At 37.3% G+C, this 20815-nt stretch carries 21 protein-coding genes; 4 read left to right on the top strand and 17 right to left on the bottom strand.

Features of this window, described 5'->3' with window-relative positions:
- Window positions 1-26: 26 nt before the first annotated feature.
- Together AB1280_RS00405 and metC are read left to right on the top strand one after the other, a co-directional pair.
- Window positions 27-1139, top strand: a complete 1113-nt coding sequence (locus tag AB1280_RS00405) for a methionine biosynthesis PLP-dependent protein (RefSeq protein ID WP_429754535.1) — start codon at window positions 27-29, stop codon at window positions 1137-1139.
- A complete protein-coding gene (gene metC, locus AB1280_RS00400; protein WP_429754534.1) occupies window positions 1136-2299 on the top strand; it encodes a cystathionine beta-lyase in 1164 nt (387 codons plus the stop codon). Before AB1280_RS00405 ends, metC begins: the two co-directional genes overlap by 4 nt.
- A gap of 230 nt (window positions 2300-2529) precedes the next feature.
- On the opposite strand, the gene AB1280_RS00395 is transcribed toward metC, so the two are convergent.
- From AB1280_RS00395 to AB1280_RS00385, 3 genes are all read right to left on the bottom strand, one after another.
- On the bottom strand, window positions 2530-2754 hold the full coding sequence (locus tag AB1280_RS00395; RefSeq protein ID WP_429754533.1) for a hypothetical protein: 225 nt from the start codon (window positions 2752-2754) through the stop codon (window positions 2530-2532).
- A 157-nt stretch (window positions 2755-2911) separates the two neighbouring features.
- Window positions 2912-3691, bottom strand: coding sequence for a class I SAM-dependent methyltransferase (locus AB1280_RS00390; protein ID WP_429754532.1), 780 nt, complete (start codon window positions 3689-3691; stop codon window positions 2912-2914).
- A 12-nt stretch (window positions 3692-3703) separates the two neighbouring features.
- Window positions 3704-4549, bottom strand: a complete 846-nt coding sequence (locus AB1280_RS00385) for an MBL fold metallo-hydrolase (protein WP_429754531.1) — start codon at window positions 4547-4549, stop codon at window positions 3704-3706.
- Between the two features lie 355 nt (window positions 4550-4904).
- Between AB1280_RS00385 and AB1280_RS00380 the strand changes: the two genes are divergently transcribed.
- Window positions 4905-5195, top strand: a complete 291-nt coding sequence (locus AB1280_RS00380) for an ArsR/SmtB family transcription factor (protein WP_272186833.1) — start codon at window positions 4905-4907, stop codon at window positions 5193-5195.
- Window positions 5196-5402: 207 nt separating this feature from the next.
- Here the strand turns inward: AB1280_RS00380 and AB1280_RS00375 are convergent, their stop codons facing one another.
- A complete protein-coding gene (locus tag AB1280_RS00375) occupies window positions 5403-6518 on the bottom strand; it encodes a class I SAM-dependent methyltransferase (RefSeq protein ID WP_272186832.1) in 1116 nt (371 codons plus the stop codon).
- 11 nt (window positions 6519-6529) lie between these two features.
- Entirely contained in the window at window positions 6530-7159 is a 630-nt protein-coding gene (locus AB1280_RS00370) for an MBL fold metallo-hydrolase (protein ID WP_429754530.1), read from the bottom strand.
- Window positions 7160-7427: 268 nt separating this feature from the next.
- Here AB1280_RS00370 and AB1280_RS00365 point away from each other — a divergent pair, with 268 nt between their 5' ends.
- Window positions 7428-7601, top strand: coding sequence for a DUF2759 domain-containing protein (locus AB1280_RS00365; protein ID WP_272186830.1), 174 nt, complete (start codon window positions 7428-7430; stop codon window positions 7599-7601).
- A gap of 112 nt (window positions 7602-7713) precedes the next feature.
- Here the strand turns inward: AB1280_RS00365 and AB1280_RS00360 are convergent, their stop codons facing one another.
- The 12 genes from AB1280_RS00360 to AB1280_RS00305 form a co-directional block, all read right to left on the bottom strand.
- Window positions 7714-8691: an ROK family glucokinase gene (locus tag AB1280_RS00360; RefSeq protein ID WP_272186829.1), complete on the bottom strand. Its 978-nt coding sequence runs from the start codon at window positions 8689-8691 to the stop codon at window positions 7714-7716.
- A gap of 188 nt (window positions 8692-8879) precedes the next feature.
- On the bottom strand, window positions 8880-9071 hold the full coding sequence (locus AB1280_RS00355) for a YqgQ family protein (protein ID WP_272186828.1): 192 nt from the start codon (window positions 9069-9071) through the stop codon (window positions 8880-8882).
- Between the two features lie 113 nt (window positions 9072-9184).
- Complete coding sequence (locus AB1280_RS00350; RefSeq protein WP_429754529.1) at window positions 9185-9754, bottom strand: 5-formyltetrahydrofolate cyclo-ligase; 570 nt, start codon at window positions 9752-9754, stop codon at window positions 9185-9187.
- A 51-nt stretch (window positions 9755-9805) separates the two neighbouring features.
- Entirely contained in the window at window positions 9806-9955 is a 150-nt protein-coding gene (gene rpmG / locus AB1280_RS00345; RefSeq protein WP_012095458.1) for a 50S ribosomal protein L33, read from the bottom strand.
- 70 nt (window positions 9956-10025) lie between these two features.
- Window positions 10026-12383 (bottom strand): sugar phosphate nucleotidyltransferase, encoded by a 2358-nt coding sequence (locus AB1280_RS00340; RefSeq protein WP_429754528.1) that lies wholly within the window; start codon window positions 12381-12383, stop codon window positions 10026-10028.
- A 6-nt stretch (window positions 12384-12389) separates the two neighbouring features.
- Window positions 12390-13580, bottom strand: coding sequence for a glycosyltransferase family 4 protein (locus AB1280_RS00335; protein ID WP_272186823.1), 1191 nt, complete (start codon window positions 13578-13580; stop codon window positions 12390-12392).
- A gap of 341 nt (window positions 13581-13921) precedes the next feature.
- The gene (phoU, locus tag AB1280_RS00330; protein ID WP_272186822.1) at window positions 13922-14578 is read right to left on the bottom strand and encodes a phosphate signaling complex protein PhoU; all 657 of its coding nucleotides are present in this window, start codon (window positions 14576-14578) and stop codon (window positions 13922-13924) included.
- Window positions 14579-14643: 65 nt separating this feature from the next.
- The gene (gene pstB, locus AB1280_RS00325; protein WP_272186821.1) at window positions 14644-15459 is read right to left on the bottom strand and encodes a phosphate ABC transporter ATP-binding protein; all 816 of its coding nucleotides are present in this window, start codon (window positions 15457-15459) and stop codon (window positions 14644-14646) included.
- A gap of 29 nt (window positions 15460-15488) precedes the next feature.
- Window positions 15489-16355 (bottom strand): phosphate ABC transporter permease PstA, encoded by an 867-nt coding sequence (gene pstA, locus AB1280_RS00320; RefSeq protein WP_272186820.1) that lies wholly within the window; start codon window positions 16353-16355, stop codon window positions 15489-15491.
- Window position 16356: 1 nt separating this feature from the next.
- Window positions 16357-17307, bottom strand: coding sequence for a phosphate ABC transporter permease subunit PstC (pstC, locus tag AB1280_RS00315; protein ID WP_429754527.1), 951 nt, complete (start codon window positions 17305-17307; stop codon window positions 16357-16359).
- A gap of 27 nt (window positions 17308-17334) precedes the next feature.
- Window positions 17335-18228: a PstS family phosphate ABC transporter substrate-binding protein gene (locus tag AB1280_RS00310; RefSeq protein ID WP_429757247.1), complete on the bottom strand. Its 894-nt coding sequence runs from the start codon at window positions 18226-18228 to the stop codon at window positions 17335-17337.
- Between the two features lie 405 nt (window positions 18229-18633).
- Window positions 18634-20778: a peptidoglycan D,D-transpeptidase FtsI family protein gene (locus tag AB1280_RS00305; protein WP_429754526.1), complete on the bottom strand. Its 2145-nt coding sequence runs from the start codon at window positions 20776-20778 to the stop codon at window positions 18634-18636.
- Window positions 20779-20815: the final 37 nt, after the last annotated feature.

Here is a 20815-nt window from a genome sequence, read left to right as displayed (position 1 = left end):
ATTTTGCACTAAGGAGGAATTCTATTATGTCTACAATCGAAACAAAGCTTGCCCAAATTGGAAATCGTAGTGAAACAACAACTGGAGCGGTCAACCCACCCGTTTACTTTTCCACCGCTTATCGCCACGAAGGAATTGGAACGTCAACGGGGTTTGATTATTCCCGAACCGGAAACCCAACGCGCCTTCTATTAGAACGCGCGATTGCTGACTTAGAACATGGCGAACAAGGCTATGCCTGTAGCTCAGGAATGGCCGCTGTTCTTCTTGTCCTTTCACTATTCCGCTCTGGTGACGAACTGATTGTATCTGAAGATTTATACGGCGGAACATATCGTTTATTTACAGAGCACGAGCAAAAATGGGATGTTCGATGTAGATATATAGATACGCAGCATATAGAAGAAATTAAAAAAGCAATTTCTTCGAAAACAAAAGCCATTTTCATAGAAACACCAACAAATCCACTGATGCAAGTAACAGACATTGCCGCAGTTGCTGCCGTTGCAAAACGCCACGACTTGCTCCTTATTGTTGATAACACATTTTACACACCCTATTTACAACAACCATTAACAATAGGGGCTGATATTGTCCTGCATAGCGCTACAAAGTATTTAGGCGGTCATAATGATGTATTAAGCGGACTCGTTGTTGCAAAAGGGGAAAAGTTACGTGAAGAACTCGCGCACTATCATAACGCATCTGGAGCCGTGTTAAGCCCATTTGATTCTTGGCTTTTAATACGAGGCATGAAAACATTAGCGCTGCGCATGAGGCAACATGAAGAGAATGCAAAAGCAATTGTTGCCTATTTACAAGAAGAAGAAGCCATAACCGATGTGTATTATCCAGGAAAAGGCGGTATGATTTCTTTTAAACTACGAGAAGAAGCGTGGATTGATCCGTTCTTACAATCACTTTCTCTTATTACGTTTGCAGAAAGTCTTGGCGGTGTAGAAAGCTTTATTACATACCCTGCAACACAAACACATGCCGATATACCAAAAGATATTCGCACTGCACGAGGTGTTTGTAATCGTCTGCTTCGCTTCTCCGTAGGAATTGAAAACCAAGATGATTTAATTCAAGACTTACAGCAAACTTTAAAACAAGTAAAAGAAGGAGTGAGAATATGAGTTATTCCCTAGATACACTTTTACTTCATAATCGTTTTAAGCATGACAAACAAACAGGTGCTGTCAATGTTCCTGTTTATAATACATCTACCTTTCATCAATTTGATGTAGATTCATTTGGAAAATATGATTATAGTCGTTCTGGAAATCCCACACGCGATGCTCTCGAGGAACTCATCACTTTACTAGAAGGCGGAAGCAAAGGATTTGCCTTTTCATCTGGCATGGCTGCTATTTCAACAGCCTTTCTTCTTTTATCGCAAGGAGACCATGTCCTTATTTCTGAAGATGTGTACGGTGGCACATACCGAATTATAACGGAAGTCCTCTCTCGTTACGGGGTTTCACACACATTCGTTGACATGACAAATTTAGAAGAAGTAAAACAAAGCATTAGACCCAATACAAAAGTTTTTTACGTTGAGACACCATCAAATCCATTATTAAAAGTAACAAATATTAGAGCCGTTTGTGCACTTGCAAAATCTATTGGTGCGCTCACTTTTGTTGATAATACATTTTTAACACCCCTTTACCAAAAACCGTTAGAACTTGGGGCTGATATCGTTCTCCATAGCGCAACAAAATTCCTCGCAGGTCATAGTGATGTTACCGCAGGATTAGCAGTCGTAAAAGATGAAGAACTCGCAAAAAAAGTGAGGTTTTTACAAAATTCTTTTGGAGCTATATTAGGACCACAAGATTGCTCCCTTGTGCTTCGCGGTTTAAAAACATTGCACGTGCGCTTAGAGCACTCTTCACGAAACGCTGAAAAAATTGCCTGTTATTTGAAGCATCATCCAAAAATTAAAGATATCTATTATCCAGGGTTACCATCCCATCCCGGATATGAAACACAGCACAATCAAGCAAAATCAGCAGGAGCAGTCCTTTCCTTTACACTAGAATCTGAACATGCGCTAAGGCAGTTTCTAGCACACATTCAACTTCCGGTATTTGCGGTTAGTTTAGGAGCAGTTGAATCGATTCTTTCGTATCCAACAAAAATGTCACACGCTTCCATGCCACAAGAAGAACGTGAAAAACGAGGAATTTCAAATGCACTGCTGCGCTTATCGGTTGGATTAGAAAACGCAGACGATTTAATTGCGGACCTTGAGCATGCGCTTACGTATGTAGAAGAAGTCGTTACCTCGTAAAAAAAGTTAAACTAGAGAATGATATAAAGTGAAACTTTAATCAGTGGGGGATTCTTCATCCCCCACTGATTATTAGCCCTCACCAATCGAGCGCATGCCAGCAGTTTATCTCCCACCTAACTTCTTAAGAAAAGCGGAAACGGCTCACTCAGAATGTGAGGGGAATGGAGCTTCTGACGTAGAGGTGTTCTTTACCTCATATGAAGAAGCGAAGCCACCGAACATTCTAGCTAATGAAGCTGGACAATGCTTTCGCCGAATTTTGAGGTGGGAGTATTACTGCCCACGAATAGCGGGATAAATACAAATTTAAAAAACAACATAAAAACCCTCCTTCTTTTTATGCGGGCGAGAGCATCTGGCCGTGTATAGAAGCGGTCAGGGCCTTTTTCTGCCACATGTAAGGTTAAAAAAAGAACAAGCAAGTAGCGGTCATGTTTTGTTTTGTTCTGCATAGCAGGGACTTCCATGTTGAAAAATCAAAACTGTAATTATTGAAGAATTATAGATTCAAAAAGTTCCTCCAGAAGGCTGAAGGAACTTTTTTTACATAACTACCTCTAGTAGAAATAGAAGATGAGAGTTCAGCTGGTTTTAAGCAAATTTTCCTTTTTACTTCTTACAAACAAAAATCATCTCTGCCCCATCTTCAATAGAGCCACCCTCGTAATTCCCATATTGCTCAGCGATTGTAAATCCAGCAGCCTGAATCATATCCGTTATTTGTTCGTAGTAGTAATATTGAAGAGACAACTGTTCTCTTAATTCTTCTTTTGTCCCATCCTCATGTGTAACCCGAAATATATATTCTGGATAAATAATTTGATTTTCTACATCAATAGCTTTAGCAATATGAGACTTTTGAATTGCACTTCCTGTTTGCGGATCTACCTTCTCCCATTGCACCGCTTCAGGTTGAACCCAAGTTTGATCTAATTGCTTAAAAGGGCGAAATACATTAAGGATAAATTCTCCATCAGCCTTAAGATGGTTATATACCGTTTTCAAACATTCGATTTGATCCTCTTTTTTGAGCAATGCTTGATATGAAATACCCGGAATTAAGATGAAATCATAGCGCTTATTCATAGTAAAATTCGTCATATTTGCTTGCTGAAGATGAATCTTCTTCTGAATTTCACTAGACATAGCGTGTAGCTTTTCTTGAAGTAAGTGCAACATATATTCGGATAAATCAATTCCCCATACCGAAAAGCCAGCTTGAGCTAATGGCAAAGTAATTCTTCCTGTCCCACAAGCAATTTCTAAAATATCACCTGATAATTTAGAAGCTCTTTCAAGATAAAATAATACCTCTCTATGATCCTGTCTCTCTTCTAAATCATAAAATCTAGCGGTGTTTCCATAGAGATTCCCTTGTGATGTAGCCATGTACTTTGCACCTCACACATCGATTTTCATCGTATCGTAAGCAAACGTTATATTCATACCTTCTACTCGTAATTCAGCTTCAATTTCTTTCAATTCGTCATATCCAATGTTCTCTACTTCTTCAATGTGCGTAATAATTGTATGTTTTGCTCGTAATTGCTTCACTACTTCTAGCGTATCTTCAAACGTCGCTTCGCGTATATGTTCAATAAAAGCCCGATCTCTTATTTGCTCTTTCGTCTTCCAATTAAACTCGGCAATGCCCATTGGTAAAATAGCTACATCTAAATTACCAACCAAATGAACAGGCGGCTCCCACTTATATAATTCATCCATTGCAATAAGTACTCGCTTTTCCTTTTTCTCTAATAAGAATGCATACATATATTGTTCATGTAAACGAAATGGTGTAACTTTAATTTTATTTTTCACAAAAGATTGCCCATCTCGCAATACAATTACATCAATCCATCCTTGCTGCTGCATAAAGTGCAAATGATCCCACAGTCCTAAAAATGTTTTCATATCCTCTGCTACTTGCTCCGGTACGTATACCGCCGTACTCCAAGCTCTGTTCGTTTCAAATGCCATCGTTTCCCAAATTCTCCGTCCCATTGTGTGATCCGGATGCCAATGAGAGTAAATCCCGGCCTCTACTTTCAAAATTTGAGATCGCTCTAATTGCAAGCGTATTTCCTCCGGCGTGTCAATTAATAGGCTGAGATCGTGAATAAAAATACTCGGTCCCATTCTACTATATGGCAACCCTTTTTCTCTCGCCTCTTTACTTACTTTGCTATAACTCCCTGGTCTTGGAGTTGGTGTCGCACCACCTGTTCCTAAAAATTCTATTCTCATGACTACCCCTTCTTTCTATCCCTAATAATTTCCAGATTGATATATATAATTCCTCTTAAATTATCGAAAAATTTTTTCATTTATATTATTGAAAGAAAAATAAAATATGGTAAGATTGTAATATAATTGAAAATGTTTTTTTGTTGAGAACTTAGAAATTCGTTATTAAAGTCGGCTAGTACTGTTTTATCCTAATGGAAAAATATCTAGATTTATCCAATTTAGTTACATGACGGTCTCTTTTCTTACAATTTCTTTACTTTAGAGCATTTTTTTTGCAAAAACTATTTTCTTTGGTTTAAAATTTTGTTATGTATAGTATTGGTATAACAGCACACATGGAGGTGGAGAAAATATGTTAGAAACATTTCAACAAGAAATAGAACTATATGAAAACAATGCAGAATTATTAAAAGTACTTGCTCATCCAGTGCGTTTATGTATTGTAAAAGGATTGATTGAGCGAGGACCAAGTAACGTTTCTACAATGTATACGGGCTTAAACATGCCACAATCTACAATTTCTCAGCATTTAGCGAAGCTAAAAAGCGCTAAAATTGTTTCAAGCGAAAGAAAAGGATTGGAAATTTACTACAAAGTAGAAAACGAAACAATTATTCAACTAGTTCGCGTTTTACTAGGTTAGGTGTATTCAATTAAACAATAGGTGTACTATGTATCTTTTATCTCATATTTTTAATATAAATATATATCATGAGGTGAAATATATACATACTACATAATCCTAAACAAAATGTCGTATTTACCTATGGAATGAGGCGCAGTATTTTACACTGCGCCTCATTTTATCCCGCATTAACGGGCAATCCCCCCCACTGACGGAAGTTTCACTTTATGAAAAGATATGCAAATAATGATCTAAATTGAAATGTGGCAATCCCTTCTTCTGAATAACAACTTCAAAAGCGTCACTCATTCCACCTTGTAAAATCATAGAACGAATTGCACGGTTTTTCTTTTGACTATCAGAAAACGGATTACGATCTGCATGATCAACAAGTTGTTCCAAAATTCCTGCAGCAAGCAAAAATTCTCTTTGTTTCGTATGCCATACTGTTTGTAAACCTTGTTCTTCGCAAGCAGCCTTCAATGCATCCCAATGAATATGAGTTGTTATATCCATCTCTCCTGGAAGTTGAAGAGGATTACGAATCAGTTGATGCTCATAATAACTTCGCAAACTTCCTTCACGACGAGCTGGGTGCATCCATTCTTCATTTGTGTAGCCGTAATCGACCGTTATAAGTATACCTTCTTGCAGCCAACTTGTGAGTTGTTCTACATAAACATTCATTTGTAAAGGCACTTCAAATCGTTGTCCTTCATACAGCCCAATTTGATGTCTGTGCAGATAATTTACAATATGTTCACTATCTAATGGACGCAACACTTCTATAAGTCCACCTTCACAGTTATACTTTACGCGTACTTCATATAACATACCTTCCCGCTTCTCAATTACTTCTACAGGAAACGCATCAAACAACTCATTTGAAAAAACAATTCCTGTAAAAGCGGCGCCTAATTCATCATAGGATGCATATTGCGAAACATTTGAAAAAGAAAGAAGTTGTTGCTTTTGCAACCTTCTATGAAATGGACTCACTTCTATAAGAGAATACTGCAGGTTTACAAACGTATCAGGCGATATCGTTTGCCACTCTTGCAATACATCATATGCAAATCTCCCCGTTCCACCACCAATTTCACATATATGAGGTGCAACTACTCCTTCTTTTACAAGCTGAATAAAAAAATGAGCAAATGTTTTTGCGTAAACAGAAGACACATTACTACTTGTAAAAAAGTCTCCTTGTCTGCCAATTTTTTCACGTTCTTTCATATAATAACCATTGTTTACATCATATAATGCAAGGCTCATATATGTACTATAAGAAATAGACCGGTCTTCTTCCTTTTCCATCGCTTGCTTTAGAACGTGCTCCATCACTGTTCCCCTTATTGTAAAAATGGATTGTTTTCTTTTTCAAAGCCAATTGTTGTGTCTGGACCATGCCCACATAACACAGTTGTATCATCAGGTAGTTCAAATAGCTTTTCTTCAATACTCATGATTAATTCTTGAAAGCTACCTCCCGGCAAATCAGTGCGGCCAATACTCATTTGAAATAAAACATCACCTGAGATTACAACGTTTGCTTGTTTGCAATAGTACGAAACGCTTCCTGGTGAATGTCCCGGCGTTTCAAACATATCAAACGTAAACGAACCAATTGTCAATGTTCCTTCTCCCTCAATGATGTGATCTGCAGGTTTTGCCGTAATACTACGATTCATCATAAAAATTTGCGAACCGTTAACAGTAGCATCTCCTAACCAATCCGCTTCTTCTTGATGAACATACACTGGAATTTGAAACGCAGTGCGTACTTCATCAACTGCACCAATATGATCGAAATGTGCATGTGTTAATAAAATAGCTAATGGCTTTAATTGTTGTTGTTTTATGTAACTTACAAGTTTTTCTCCCTCACTGCCCGGGTCAAAAATAATACATTCTTTTTGATCATTACTTAAAATATATGCATTTGTTTGCAGTGGCCCTAATGGCATTTGAATCCAATTCACTCTCAATCTCCTCCAGTCATTACACTCACTTTTGTACTGCAACCCCACCTCAAAATTTAAATATATACAATCTAAGTAAGGGGCTAGTATGCGCTCAATTGGTGAGAGCTTTGAACAAAGCCCTCCACTGATAGAAGCTTCACTTTATGATACAACATTTTCTTTCCATAAGAAACGAAACCTCGACAACCCTATTGAAAACATGTACAATGAAAATGAAAAAATATTATAAAAAATCAAACAAATCAAGAGAGTAGAGGGGATATGTATGGGTCTTGTTATTATTTTTGCGTTAGTCACTCTGTTAGCTGTATACTCTTCTCTTAAAACATTGCGAGACAAGAACCTTCTTGCTGGAGGTTTTTCCATTGCAACTGTACTTGTTTTTGGATGGTTTACAATCATGACAGTACTGAACAATGGCTATCCACCAACACATTAAGCAATTGTTTACAATCTCTACATACATCATGATTTCTAGCATATAAAAAAAGGAAGGGCGCTCCCTTCCTTTTTCTTTTCCCGCTCACCTTCTATAAATAGAAAACTTCATTTTACTTTGCTTCATAAATATATTTTTTCACAAGCCATGCACCGCCAATTACTCCCGCATCATTACCAAGTGTCGCAATTGCTAGTTTTGTACTTTTAAAAGCACGTGAAAATGCATATTGTTCAAAATAGCGTTGAATTGGTTGTAACAATGCATCACCTGCTTTTGATACACCACCGCCAATAACAATTTTCTCTGGATTTAATGTACTAGCTAAATTTGCGACTGCTAATCCTAAATATGAGGCAACCTTTTCAACTACTTGTTTCGCTATTGCATCACCTTGTGCAAGGGCCTCAAACACATCTTTTGATGTAACATGCCCTTCTTGTTCTAGCACCCTACGTAGTACACTAACCTCATCCGTTTCCTGCAGTTTTTGCATCGCAACCCGTACAATACCAGTTGCAGAAGAAACAGTTTCTAAGCATCCTGATTTCCCACAGTTACAAGCAAAGCCATTTTCTGTTACAACTGTAATATGACCAATTTCACCACCTGCTCCGCTTACACCATGGACGACCTCACCATTTATGATAACACCGCCACCAACGCCCGTCCCAAGCGTCATACAAATTATATCTTTTGATCCTTCTCCAGCACCCTTCCACATCTCTCCAAGTGCTGCAATATTCGCATCATTATCAACAACAACTGGCAAACCAGTTTCTACTTCTAATAAATCTTTAAGAGGATAGTTTTTCCATCCTAAGTTTACTGCTTCATAAATCATTCCAGAAGCACCATGAACAGGCCCCGGAGCACCCATTCCAATTCCAGCCAACTTACTTTTTAGTTCACCTAGTTCTTGTAACTTTTTATCAATTGCTTTTGCAATATCAAGTGTAATATGTTTTCCTTGTTCACTTGTATTTGTTGGGATTTCCCACTTATGTATAAACTCACCATAAATATTAATAAATGCTAATTTAGTTGTTGTTCCACCAAGATCAACACCAACCAACCATTTCTCTTCCATATTGTTCTCCTTCTTCCCTCTATTTCTTCAATAGAAATTTCAACATATAAATTACTGCTATGCAGAATACACAATCACCTGTACTCGCTTGCTCCCTTTGTTTTAAACCTCGCATGTGGCAGGAAAAGGCCCTGACCACTTCGATGCATGACCAGACGCTCTTGTCCTCCTCTAAAAAGAAAGAGTTTTTATGTCGCTTTTTGAATTTCTTGCTTCAATAAAAATAAAGCCATCTGATACTCTTTCGGCTCAATAAGCTGTGATTTATATAATTCACGAAGCTCATCTTCCATTAATTGCAAATCCGCAACACGATCTCCTGTATAAATAATCGTTCCAAATTGCTTTAATAATTGCTGAATATCATAAATAGTTTTCATTTTTTCACCCTCTAAATGTCTACTTACTATAAAAACATAATAAGAAAACGTTCACATAATTTATTATAATAAACATAAAAAAGAATCGTCAATTTCTAATTTATCTATATAGGTTATAAAATAGAAAATGTTTCTTTTTCTGTAATAATTTTATGTACAGTTTTATCAAATGGTTCAACTGGGATATGAGCAACCATTTGAAAATCAAAAACCAATGATAGCGCTTTCCCTTTATAGTTCACAAGATAACGATCGTAATATCCTCCGCCATATCCTACACGCTCGCCTTTTCTTGTAAAGGCAACACCTGGTACGACAAGTAAATCGATCTCCTCTGTTAATACTTCTTCTGTCATAGACGGAGCGGGCTCTCGTAAATTCATATAAACGGTTTCTAATTGTTCAAAACTTGTAATTTGACGAAATGTCATTGTTCTCGTTTCACGATTACATTTTGGAACAACAATTACTTTTCCTTCTTCCCATGCTTTTTTAATAATTGTATATGTATTTACTTCACGCTCCATAGAAAGAGTAATCCCAATTGTTTTCGCCTCAATCCATTCTTGTTGTTTATATAGGGAATCTGCAATTTTTTCTGATAAAGTCGTATACTGTTCTTCTGATAAAGCATTCATACGCTCTAATATTTCTGTTCGTAATCTTTTTTTCTCTTCTTTCACCATAAATTCCCCCTATATACAAAAGAAACAGTAGGAAAATATCCCTACTGCTTACTTTGTTTCGCGGTGTAACGTAGACTTCTTGTCACGCTTGCAATATTTTTTAAGCTCAAGACGCTCAGCGTTGTTACGTTTGTTTTTCTTAGAGATATAGTTACGATCTCCGCATTCTGTACATGCTAGAGTAATATTCACACGCATTCTTATTTCCCTCCAGTCACTAATAACTTAAATCAGACTATACCATAATACCACTTTTAAAACAAAAATTCTACACCTTTTGATATTGTCTAATTTTTTCTATAAGTGTATCCATATTTTCCTTTGCTATGACTGGATTTCTTGCATGAGAATACACGAGAAATTTTGGTTGATTTACATCTGAAACAACATAAGACCACTCTTCTTCTGCATGTGTAAATTTAATTCCTTCTAATACTTCAAACTCTCGCTGTGCCCGGTCTCGCAGCAGCATTCCTAACACTTTTCCTTTCTCATTCCATGAACAAACTACTTCATCACATAATAAGTATAGTGGTGGATATTGTTCTAACATTGCTGGCAATGTTTTCCCTTGAAGAACAATTAACTCCAATAATTTACCAACTCGAAATAAAATATCTTGCTGCCATCTTATTTGAAATAATTTCTTACTTTCATTATGCATATAAAAAAGAAGATAACATTCTCCTAATTTTAATGCTAATGGGTAGAAACCTTTATCTTTTTCAAATAATAAATTAGGAATATCCATTTCTTCGCAATTTGTATTTTTATAAATATTCCCGTAAGCATCATATAATTCAAATGTATTTCCTTGTTCTTGAAATAGAATCGCCATATCTGCTCTGCTTGATTTCATTAATGACTTAATATGTTCTTTTTGCTCTGCAGCATACATCCACGTTACTGTGCAGCCAATTTCCAGTAAAAAAGAAAATAGCAAAGGCTGAAATAGTTCATCTGGCTTATTTATAAGAAGGTGAAAATGTTGTCTTTTTATAACAGGGATATCTATGAATTGCAAAGTAGATTCAATATACGCTTCTGAACAAACATCTATGATTTCGTTATCCCCAATTTTTTTACTATCGACATAACGAAATGACTCTGCCATATACAAATTTTCTATCTCTTTTTGCTTTTTATATGTTAATGCCATTCCTTCTTCATTATAAAATTGAATCATAAGTTTCTCATCTTTTCCCTTACAAAAAAACACTCCTCCAACGACATTTGTTTGCCCAGTTGCATATCGGAAGCAAGATTCATTCATGTCTTGGCATTCCATTGTATGCACTCCCACTGTATGAACAGCATGTAAAAAAATATGTTTAAACATTTGCACTTCTGCATGTGTACTGCTGCCAATCAACAAACTTTCTCCTTCTGATAATAAAGAACCATATGCCATCGCCAATTTTACAACAACTTGTGGCGTAATATCTAAATTACTTCTGCCGCATATACGACTTTTCTGCAAAAAACACGAAATATTTTCATGTTCTGTAATTCCAGATGAAGCAATAATTGCACTACTCTCAACCACTTTCTCTGGCCATACTTTCCCTTTCGTCTTAATCACAGCATTTTGACCAATTCGACAATGATCAGCTACAACACTCTTTTCAAATAAAGTAACTCCATCTTCAATAATTGTACTGGCTCCAATTGTGGTCCCGATTAATTCACATCGCTTTCCTACATACGTATGAGCGAGTAAAATACTTTTTTGAAGACGAGTATACGCAGAAATTACGCTATGCTTACCAATAATAGAATACGGCTCAATAGTAACTCCTGTTTGCACAGTTGTTCCCTCACCAATAAAAGCAGGGCCGTGTATCTTTGTTCCTTTTTCAATTGTTACATCTTCTCCAATCCATACCATTGGCAACACTTCTGTATATGGAATAGGTACATGAACTTTCTTTGTAAGCAAGTCAAATTGAGCTTGGCGATATTGTGTAAACGTTCCAATATCAAGCCAATATCCCTCTGCTACATATCCATACATTGCTTCTTTGTTTTCTAATAAAGGAAATACATGATGACTAAAGTCAAAAAACGTACGAGGTGTAATATAAGAAAAAATGTCGGGGTCCATAATATAAATACCTGTGTTTACTGTATTGGAAATTACCTCATTCCAACTAGGTTTTTCAATATATTTAATAATTTCCTGATGCTGATTTGTAACAACTAATCCATACGATGATGGATTAACTACTTCTTTAACAAACATCGTAACGATCCCATTATGACTATTATGAAAATCAATTCCTTTCGATAGATGAAAATCTGTTAGCGCATCTCCGCTAATTACAACAAATGGCTCATCTAAAAACTCCTCTGCTTGTTTTACACTCCCCGCTGTACCAAGAGGGGGAGTATCTTCAAAGTAATGTATTTTCACTCCCCATTTACTACCATCACCAAAATAATTTTGAATAACAGAACTCATATATTGAACAGTAATAGCAATTTCACAAATACCATGCTGTTTCAATAGTTCAATACTGTATTCCATCACTGGCTTTTGTAGTAGGGGTAACATGGGTTTTGGAAGGTTGCATGTTAACGGGCGTAAACGCACTCCTTTCCCTCCAGCTAAAATAACCCCCTTCATCGGCATTCAACCTCCACATTTATGATGTTGAACTGCTTTTTCATACGTCTGTGCAGTTGTTCTTGCAATTTCACCCCAATTATAGTGAACAAGAACATCTTCATATCCTTTATTCGCGACGCGTTGAGAAATTTTCGGCTGTTCTATAACCCATATTAATTTCTCACTCAAACTTTGCGAACAACCTGGTTGCATTTGAAATCCATTCACACCATCTACAATGATCTCTTGCAGACCACCCACACGCGAAACTAAAACTGGCCTCTTTGCGAGCATCCCTTCTAATGCAACAATCCCAAAAGGTTCATACAAGCTTGGAATTAATAATACATCACACCTTTGAAGAAATGCGCGCTGCTCTTCTTCTGTAATATGACCGAGAAAATGGATAGAATGTTGCAGTCCCATCCCCTGTACAGCTGCACGATATTGCTCTAACATGGTTCCTTGACCTGCAATAATGAATAAAATCTGCGGGTACCGCTCAATAATATGCGGTGCCGCCTCAATAATGGTATAGAATCCCTTCTCATTCACAATACGGCCAATTGAAAATACAACCAATCGATTCACTAAATTATAATAATTTGTGATTTCTAGCGAAGGCGTAACCGCATGGAAAAAATATTGATCAATTCCATTAGGATGCACAATAACAGCTTCACTATTTACTTCGAAATCCCGCACAACTTCACCTTTCATAAATTGACTACAAACAATCACAACATTAGATTCTTTTACTAGTTCTTTTTCATGCATATGTATTTTCCATTGCAATGATGTATAAATCCCACTATTTCGTCCACGTTCTGTTGCATGAACCGTTGTGACGAGAGACAATTGTTGCTGCTTTTGCAAATCCATTGCACAAATAGCAACAAGCCAATCATGAGCGTGAATCACATCAAACGCGTAAACTTTACATAGTTCTTGTGCATGAGCAAGCATAGACTTGTTTAACTGAGCAATCCACTCATAAAAATGGTACTTTTCGCGATAATCAACTGCAACACGATGTACATGTACATCGTGTACCTTTTCATATATCGTACATTGCTCTTCGTGTATCGTTACTACATGCACATCATGTCCATTACGCGCAAGAGCCCGTGATAATTCATACACATGCCTTCCAAGACCACCTACCATCATCGGGGGATATTCCCATGCCAACATTAAAATACGCAAAGGCTCCATACATCCCTCTTTTCTCTTCATATAGAAGACTAAAGTGAAACTTCCTTTCATGAACGCCTTTCTCATGAAAGGTTAGTTGAACCAATCGGGTTCTTACGGATGGTTTGTTTTTCTCTTTGCCCGTAATTCTTACCAGCCGATAGAGCGGGACATCCCACTCAAAAGTAAGCGTTTTCTAATAATTCCATTATAATCCATATTATCATTGCAATAAGAAAGTAACAATGGTACTTTTTCGTCATATTTTGACTAAAAAAAGAGGAATGCTTTTGCATTCCTCTCGTAATAAATTTCATCCCGCATCAGCGGACAGTAAGGCACCCACTGCTGGAAGTTTCACCTTATTCATTTAACAAATAATGCTTTCCTTTTACAAGATAAAAAACATTTTCTGCAATATTTGTACCGTGATCTGCTACTCGTTCAATATAGCGGGCAATAAACGATAGTTGTGTAATTTGTCCAATGGACTCCGGCTTATTTGGAATAGAAGAAATAAATTCACGAATTGATTTTCCATACAGTTCATCAACTTCATCATCCATCTCAGCAATCTTTTTCGCATATGTTAAGTTTTCTTCTCCATAAGCTTGAATCACATTTTGCAACATATCTAATGCAATTTTAAACATATTTTCAAGGCTTTGTAATGAAACTGGAAGCTCTTTTTCTCCAAGACGAATAGTTGACTTAGCAATATTTACCGCATGATCTGCAATACGTTCTAAATCTGTTGCCGTTTTAATCGAAACAAAAATTCTTCGTAAATCACTAGCAACAGGTTGTTGTTTCGTAATGAGCATTAAGGCAAAATCATTAATTTCTTCTTCCAAATTATCCATACGGTAATCACCATCGATTACCTCAATTGCTTTCTCTACATCTCTTGTACGCAATCCTTCCATTGCAATTTCAAGAGCTTGTTTTGCTAATTCACCTAGTTCAATAACTTTTTGCTGTAATGATTGTAAGTCATATTGAAATTGTTCGCGTACCATGTTGTTTCCTCCTTCATTCGTTCCACACGTACTTCCGTATAAGACAAGGCCTCAAACAAATACGCTTAACCGAAGCGCCCTGTAATATAATCTTCTGTTCGTTTATCAGTTGGAGTTGTAAATAACTTATTTGTATCTGTATATTCCACAACTTCTCCGCTTAAGAAGAAAGCTGTTTTATCAGAAATACGAGCTGCTTGTTGCATATTATGCGTAACAATTACAATACTGAAATCTTTCTTTAACTCCTGAATTAACTCTTCCACTTTTAATGTAGAAATTGGATCTAATGCTGATGTTGGTTCATCCATTAAAATGACATCTGGTTCAATCGCTAAGCAACGAGCAATACATAAACGTTGCTGCTGTCCACCGGATAATCCGTATGCATTATCATGTAATCTATCTTTCAATTCATCCCAAATCGCCGCACCGCGCAAACTTTTCTCAACAATTTCATCCAACGTTTTCTTATCTCGAATACCATGAATTTTCGGACCATACGCAACATTTTCATAGATTGATTTTGGAAATGGATTTGGCTTCTGGAATACCATTCCAACATGCGTACGCAGTTCTTCAACAGGATAAGATTTATCAAAAATATTGCGGTCACGATACTCAATTACCCCTGTTGTCCGGACAATTGGCACTAGCTCAACCATACGATTTAATGTTTTTAAATACGTAGATTTTCCGCACCCACTCGGTCCAATAATCGCTGTCACTTCATTTTCATGAATGCTTAAATTTATGTCTTTTAACGCATGGTCTTCCCCATACCATAAGTTTAAATTTTTCGTATCAAATACAACTTTTTTTGTTTGCGGTTCTGCCTTTTCTTCATTTTTCACCTGAACTTTTACTACTGTAGATACCATTTTGAAAATCCCCTTTCATCCAGTCCTTCTCACTTACGATTTCGCAGCCATATTGCAAAAGTATTGATAAACAATAGCAGCACGAGTAACACAATAATTCCAGCTGCTGCTACATGTTGAAACTCCTCTTGCGGCCTATTCATCCAATTAAAGATTTGAATTGGTAAAACTGTAAATCTATCCATTACATCAAGCGGTACATAGTTTGCAAAAGCAAGTGCCCCAATGACAAGTAGCGGGGCCGCTTCTCCAATCGCTCGAGACAACGCTAAAATACAACCTGTTAAAATCCCTGGCATTGCTGCTCTAATCACAACATGGTACATCGTTTGCCACTTCGTCGCCCCCACTCCATAAGAAGCTTCTAGCAACGATTTGGGTACAGAGCGAAGTGCTTCTTGCGCCGCAACAACAACCGTTGGCAAGACGAGCAGGCTCATCGTTAATGCGGCTGCCAATATACTTTCACCTAACTGTAAGCCATATACAAACATTGTTAATCCTAATAACCCAAACACAACTGATGGTACTCCTGCCAACGTTTGAATGTTGACCTCAATTATTTTTGTAAACCATGATTGTTTTGCATAGTATTCTAAATAAAGGGCTGTTCCTACTCCAAATAAAAAGGAGGTAGGAGCGACAACACTCATAAATAAAATCGTTCCCGATAAAGCCGCTGCAATCCCAGCTTGCTCTGGATTTCGCGATGCAAAACGGATTAAAAAATCTAATGAAATATATGTTATTCCTTGTTGGAAAATTTGGTATAGTAAAAAAAACAATATACAAAGTGAAAATAACATCGCTATGCGAAATACAGTTTTATATACACGATCTTTCCAAAAGCGCGGCGGCATATGTTCTTCTATGTTTCGCTCATTTAGCATTCGCATATTATGTTGCCCCCTTAAAACGACGCATAATACGCTGTGCAATCATATTCATAATCAACGTAAACATAAATAGCGTCGCTCCGACAGCGTACATGCTGTAATAGGTCATTGTTCCATAAGGAGCATCTCCTAAGCTAACTTGCACAATATACGCTGTTAGCGTCTGTATAGATTGTGTCGGATCTAACGCTAAGCTTGGCGTCGAACCACCTGCAATGACGACAATCATCGTTTCTCCAACCGCTCTTGAAGCAGCTAGCACAATTGCCGCTAACACTCCAGTAAAGGCAGCTGGTAACACGATGTGCTTTGTCGTTTCAAAACGAGTGGCGCCAATTGCAAAAGAAGCCTCTCGCGCTTTATGAGGAACAGCTCGCATCGCATCTTCACTAAGAGATGCAATCGTCGGAATCATCATAATACCAATTACAATCCCTGGACTAAGTGCGTTAAAAAACTGTAAATCTGGAACGATGCGCTGCAAAATAGGGGTGACAACTGTTAAAGCAAAAAAACCGTATACAATTGTTGGAATCCCTGCCAATAGCTCTAATGCGGGTTTTAACACCTTTCTTGATGCATTAGACGCATATTCACTTAAAAACACCGCACAGCCCAATCCAATCGGAATTGCAACAACCATGGCAATACCAGTAACAAGCATCGTTCCATATATTAGCGGCAAAATACCAAACTTAGGATTTTCAAAAAAAGGAAGCCATTCTTTTTCTGTAAAAAAGGAAATTATTGATACTCTTTCAAAAAACATAAATGTTTCATTTGCCAAAGTTATAATAATCCCCATTGTTGTAATAATAGAGATACTGGCGATTATTCGTAACACAAAAGGAACCATTTGATTGATTCGCTGTGCTTTCTTTCGCTTGCCTGTATTTCTTTCAATCAAATGTTGAACAGAAATCGTAACATGACCCTTTTTATTACGAGCCAAAGATGAAAACCCCTTTCCATCTTGACATTATTTTTGCATTTCTGTTAACATTTGCAGCTGTTCATTATATTTATATTGCGGCAACTTCACATATCCAATCTCTTCTACAAGCTCTCCAGCATGCTTCATCATAAAAGATACATAGTTTGCCACACTATTGTTTGCGCGGATAGAAGCGTTATTTACATATACATAAAGCGGCCTAGACAACGGCTTATATTCCCCAGATTGTATTGTTTTTTTCGCCGGAGAAATACCGTTAATTTTTACGGCCTTTACTTTGTCACGATTCGCAGCATAATAAGCATAGCCAACAAAGGCAATTGCGTGTTTATTACTCATAACACCTCTTATTAAAACATTGTCATCTTCGGATAATGTAACTGTTTTTGTAATCCGCTTTTGTTGCAACACTACACTTTGAAAATAATCGTACGTACCAGAATCTATGCCTGGTGCGTAAAATTGTATCGTTTCATGCGGCCATTTCGGATGAATTTGTGACCATTTTTTCGGCGTTTCACTTTCACTCCATATCGTTTGTAATTCTTCTATTGTAAGATTATCTGCCCACGTATTCTCACGATTCACAATAAGCGTAAGACCGTCATAAGCAATTTGAAATGGCGTATACGTAATATGGTGCTTCTTAGCAAGCTGTTCTTCCTCCCATTTCATTGGCCGAGAAGCATTTGTTATATCCACTTCTCCTTTTCCAAAACGATGAAATCCGCCTCCCGTTCCAGATATACCAATAGAAAGTTTCACATAAGGTTCTCGCTTCGTATACTCTTCTGCTACAGCCTCCATAATTGGAAAAATTGTAGAAGATCCATCCATTTGTACTTCTCCTACCATACTAGCGGCGGAAGCAGGTAACGTATGAACAGATAAACAAAACAGTGCTATGATAAAAACCATGGTGTTTGCTCTATTACGTTTCACGTAATATTTCCTCCTAGGAGCCTCCTGCTAACAGGAGTACATATATAAGAATAATGTTGAACTATTAATGCGGTTTTAATAGTTTGTAAAAGTTTTGTAAATATAAGTTAAAAAATCGAAAGATAAACCCTTTTCTTTTTAAATGCGCGAGAACATCTGGCCATGCATAGAAACGGTCAGGGCCTTTTCCTGTCTCGTGCAACGTTACAACAAAACGAATATATATACACGTATTTACGCGCTATTCTCCATCCCTCCTTTTGAAAGTAAACACTGTATATAATGTTCCTTTAGGCTTGTACACTTCTATCATCACTATATGCGACATATATATAAAAAAGCACACTATCTTCACAGATAGTGTGCCAATCTTACACATTTTTATTCTTCATTTGTTGTTTTCTTCGTATCTTCTAATGTTCCAGTATTTCCGTTTGCTTCTTGCTTTTTCAAATCGAAATATGCGTCCGTAATTCGGCGTGCAATTCTTTTACTTACTGGGTTGTGATCATCGGTAAGCCACGGAACAACAACAGAGAAGGCAACTTCCGGATCAGATGCCGGTGCATATCCAACCATCGTTAAGTTATATATGTCTCTATCACCTAACTTTGCTCTTACTTCTTTTGCATTTGGACCAGCATAAGACGCTTGTGCAGTTCCTGTTTTTCCTGCCGGATCATATGTCGCACCAGCAAAACCATTAGGATAACCTGTTCCATAGCCTGTTCCTTGTGGTGTTTGCATTACCATTTTAAAGCCCTCTTGAACGCGGTTAATGTACTCATCTTTCATATCTACTCGATTTAAAACAACCGGCTCCACCGACTCCACTACTTTTCCTAACTCTTCAGGTTTTGAAGTCGGAGTGCGAATTTCTTTTACAACCTGTGGTTTCATACGATAACCACCGTTAGCAATTGTTGACACATATTGCACCAATTGCAGCGGTGTATACGTATCAAACTGTCCGATTGCTAAATCGAGTAACTTACCAGGTTCTCTTACTGCGTTTCCTTTTACTCCTGCCATTTCATTTGGTAAATCTATTCCCGTTGGTACTCCAAGACCCAATTGACTAAAGTTATAACGCATTGTATCAAAAGCTTTTTGTTTAATGTTTAATGTACCATTCGGCACATACGGAGCATCAGCAATTTCCATTGCAGTTTTAAACATATATACGTTTGAAGATCGCTGCAAGGCAGTTAAGTCATTAATTGGTCCCATTCCCGATCCAGTCCACGATTTTTTCACTTTCGTACCTTTAAATACAAGTGGTTCATCGACAAGTACTTGCTCCGGTTTAATAGCTTCTGTTTGATATCCAGTCAAAAGAGTCGCCCCTTTTACAGCCGAACCCATTTCATATGCACTCGTCATCGTGCCAAGTGCATAATCTTTTATAACTCTTTGTCCATTTTCTTCCCCAAACTGTTTACCAGCCATTGATAAGATTTCTCCGTTTTTCGGATTCATCATCACAACAAACGCACGGTCCATATACTCCGCTGAGCCTGAAGCCTTTGCTGCTTTCATTTCTTCTTCAATAATTTGTTCAACTTTCTTTTGTAGCTCCATATCAATGGTCAAATTTACATTCTTTCCACTTTCTCCTTTAGAAAGATAGACAGTCTCAAGAATATTTCCCTTTTGGTCCGTAATATTTTTCACTTGTGCTTTCGTACCGTGCAATACATCTTCATATTGCTGCTCAAGATAACTTTTTCCGACGCGATCATTTCGGTTGTAATCACGAACTAAATAATAGTCGATATTCTCTCGCGGTAATCCTTCATCAGAGCTTGTTACACCGCCAAGTACAGTGCGGAACATATCTCCATAAGCATAGTGACGGTCCCAATCAACTGTAGTGTCTACCCCTGAAAGTTTTGCTAAATTCTCACTAACTACAGCATATTCTTCCGGTGTAACATCTTTCTTAATAATTTGCGGCGTCATTGCATAGCCGCCTTCCATCTTACTCTTAATGGCTAACACTTCTAAATCTTGAGGCGTTAATTCATTTAATTCTGATTCTGTAATACGATCAAGCTGACGTTGTGCCAATTGTTTATCAGTAATTTTTTTCGCTTTAAAATCAGCGTCATCTTTTTTCGTAATTTTCGCTTTTGCCCGGTCTTCATTTAACAGAATCCAAAAATCTTTTTTATCTCGCTCTGTTAATTTATCTGTCGGTACATCAAGCAGCTTTGCAAGTTGTTTTGCTGTTTCTAAACGTTCTTCAGGTTTTGATTCCTTCGTTCTTGTATACGTAATCGTTCGAAGTGGTGTATTATCCACTACTGCACGGCCATACCTGTCAAAAATCTTCCCGCGCGGAACAGGGGTACTTACCGTTAAGTTTTCCTTCCTGTTTACTTCATTTTTATAATCTTCACCATGGACAATCTGTATCATACCTAATTTGACAATTACTGTTGAAAACAGTAAAAACACACAGAAAAACAACACGTTTAACCGAAATGGAACGTGGGTTTTCTTCTTTTTCTTTTTCTTACTCATACGGACCCCCTCTGCCAACAGCTTTGTAAGCGGAAAG

Source organism: Bacillus sp. S10(2024), from assembly GCF_050473865.1.
Lineage (GTDB): Bacteria > Bacillota > Bacilli > Bacillales > Bacillaceae_G > Bacillus_A.
This window is presented reverse-complemented; position numbering and strand designations above follow the sequence as displayed.

What these genes read in the sequence shown, in the direction of transcription:
- AB1280_RS00380 (WP_272186833.1), top strand. Translation starts at nt 4,905, where the DNA reads ATGTTAGAAACATTTCAACAAGAAATAGAACTATATGAAAACAATGCA.
- AB1280_RS00355 (WP_272186828.1), bottom strand. Translation starts at nt 9,071, where the DNA reads ATGAAAACTATTTATGATATTCAGCAATTATTAAAGCAATTTGGAACG.
- AB1280_RS00365 (WP_272186830.1), top strand. Translation starts at nt 7,428, where the DNA reads ATGGGTCTTGTTATTATTTTTGCGTTAGTCACTCTGTTAGCTGTATAC.
- pstB (WP_272186821.1), bottom strand. Translation starts at nt 15,459, where the DNA reads ATGGTATCTACAGTAGTAAAAGTTCAGGTGAAAAATGAAGAAAAGGCA.
- AB1280_RS00405 (WP_429754535.1), top strand. Translation starts at nt 27, where the DNA reads ATGTCTACAATCGAAACAAAGCTTGCCCAAATTGGAAATCGTAGTGAA.
- phoU (WP_272186822.1), bottom strand. Translation starts at nt 14,578, where the DNA reads ATGGTACGCGAACAATTTCAATATGACTTACAATCATTACAGCAAAAA.
- pstA (WP_272186820.1), bottom strand. Translation starts at nt 16,355, where the DNA reads ATGCGAATGCTAAATGAGCGAAACATAGAAGAACATATGCCGCCGCGC.
- metC (WP_429754534.1), top strand. Translation starts at nt 1,136, where the DNA reads ATGAGTTATTCCCTAGATACACTTTTACTTCATAATCGTTTTAAGCAT.
- AB1280_RS00310 (WP_429757247.1), bottom strand. Translation starts at nt 18,228, where the DNA reads ATGGTTTTTATCATAGCACTGTTTTGTTTATCTGTTCATACGTTACCT.
- AB1280_RS00390 (WP_429754532.1), bottom strand. Translation starts at nt 3,691, where the DNA reads ATGGCTACATCACAAGGGAATCTCTATGGAAACACCGCTAGATTTTAT.
- AB1280_RS00375 (WP_272186832.1), bottom strand. Translation starts at nt 6,518, where the DNA reads ATGGAGCACGTTCTAAAGCAAGCGATGGAAAAGGAAGAAGACCGGTCT.
- AB1280_RS00335 (WP_272186823.1), bottom strand. Translation starts at nt 13,580, where the DNA reads ATGGAGCCTTTGCGTATTTTAATGTTGGCATGGGAATATCCCCCGATG.
- rpmG (WP_012095458.1), bottom strand. Translation starts at nt 9,955, where the DNA reads ATGCGTGTGAATATTACTCTAGCATGTACAGAATGCGGAGATCGTAAC.
- AB1280_RS00395 (WP_429754533.1), bottom strand. Translation starts at nt 2,754, where the DNA reads ATGCAGAACAAAACAAAACATGACCGCTACTTGCTTGTTCTTTTTTTA.
- AB1280_RS00360 (WP_272186829.1), bottom strand. Translation starts at nt 8,691, where the DNA reads ATGGAAGAGAAATGGTTGGTTGGTGTTGATCTTGGTGGAACAACAACT.
- AB1280_RS00340 (WP_429754528.1), bottom strand. Translation starts at nt 12,383, where the DNA reads ATGAAGGGGGTTATTTTAGCTGGAGGGAAAGGAGTGCGTTTACGCCCG.
- AB1280_RS00385 (WP_429754531.1), bottom strand. Translation starts at nt 4,549, where the DNA reads ATGAGAATAGAATTTTTAGGAACAGGTGGTGCGACACCAACTCCAAGA.
- AB1280_RS00305 (WP_429754526.1), bottom strand. Translation starts at nt 20,778, where the DNA reads ATGAGTAAGAAAAAGAAAAAGAAGAAAACCCACGTTCCATTTCGGTTA.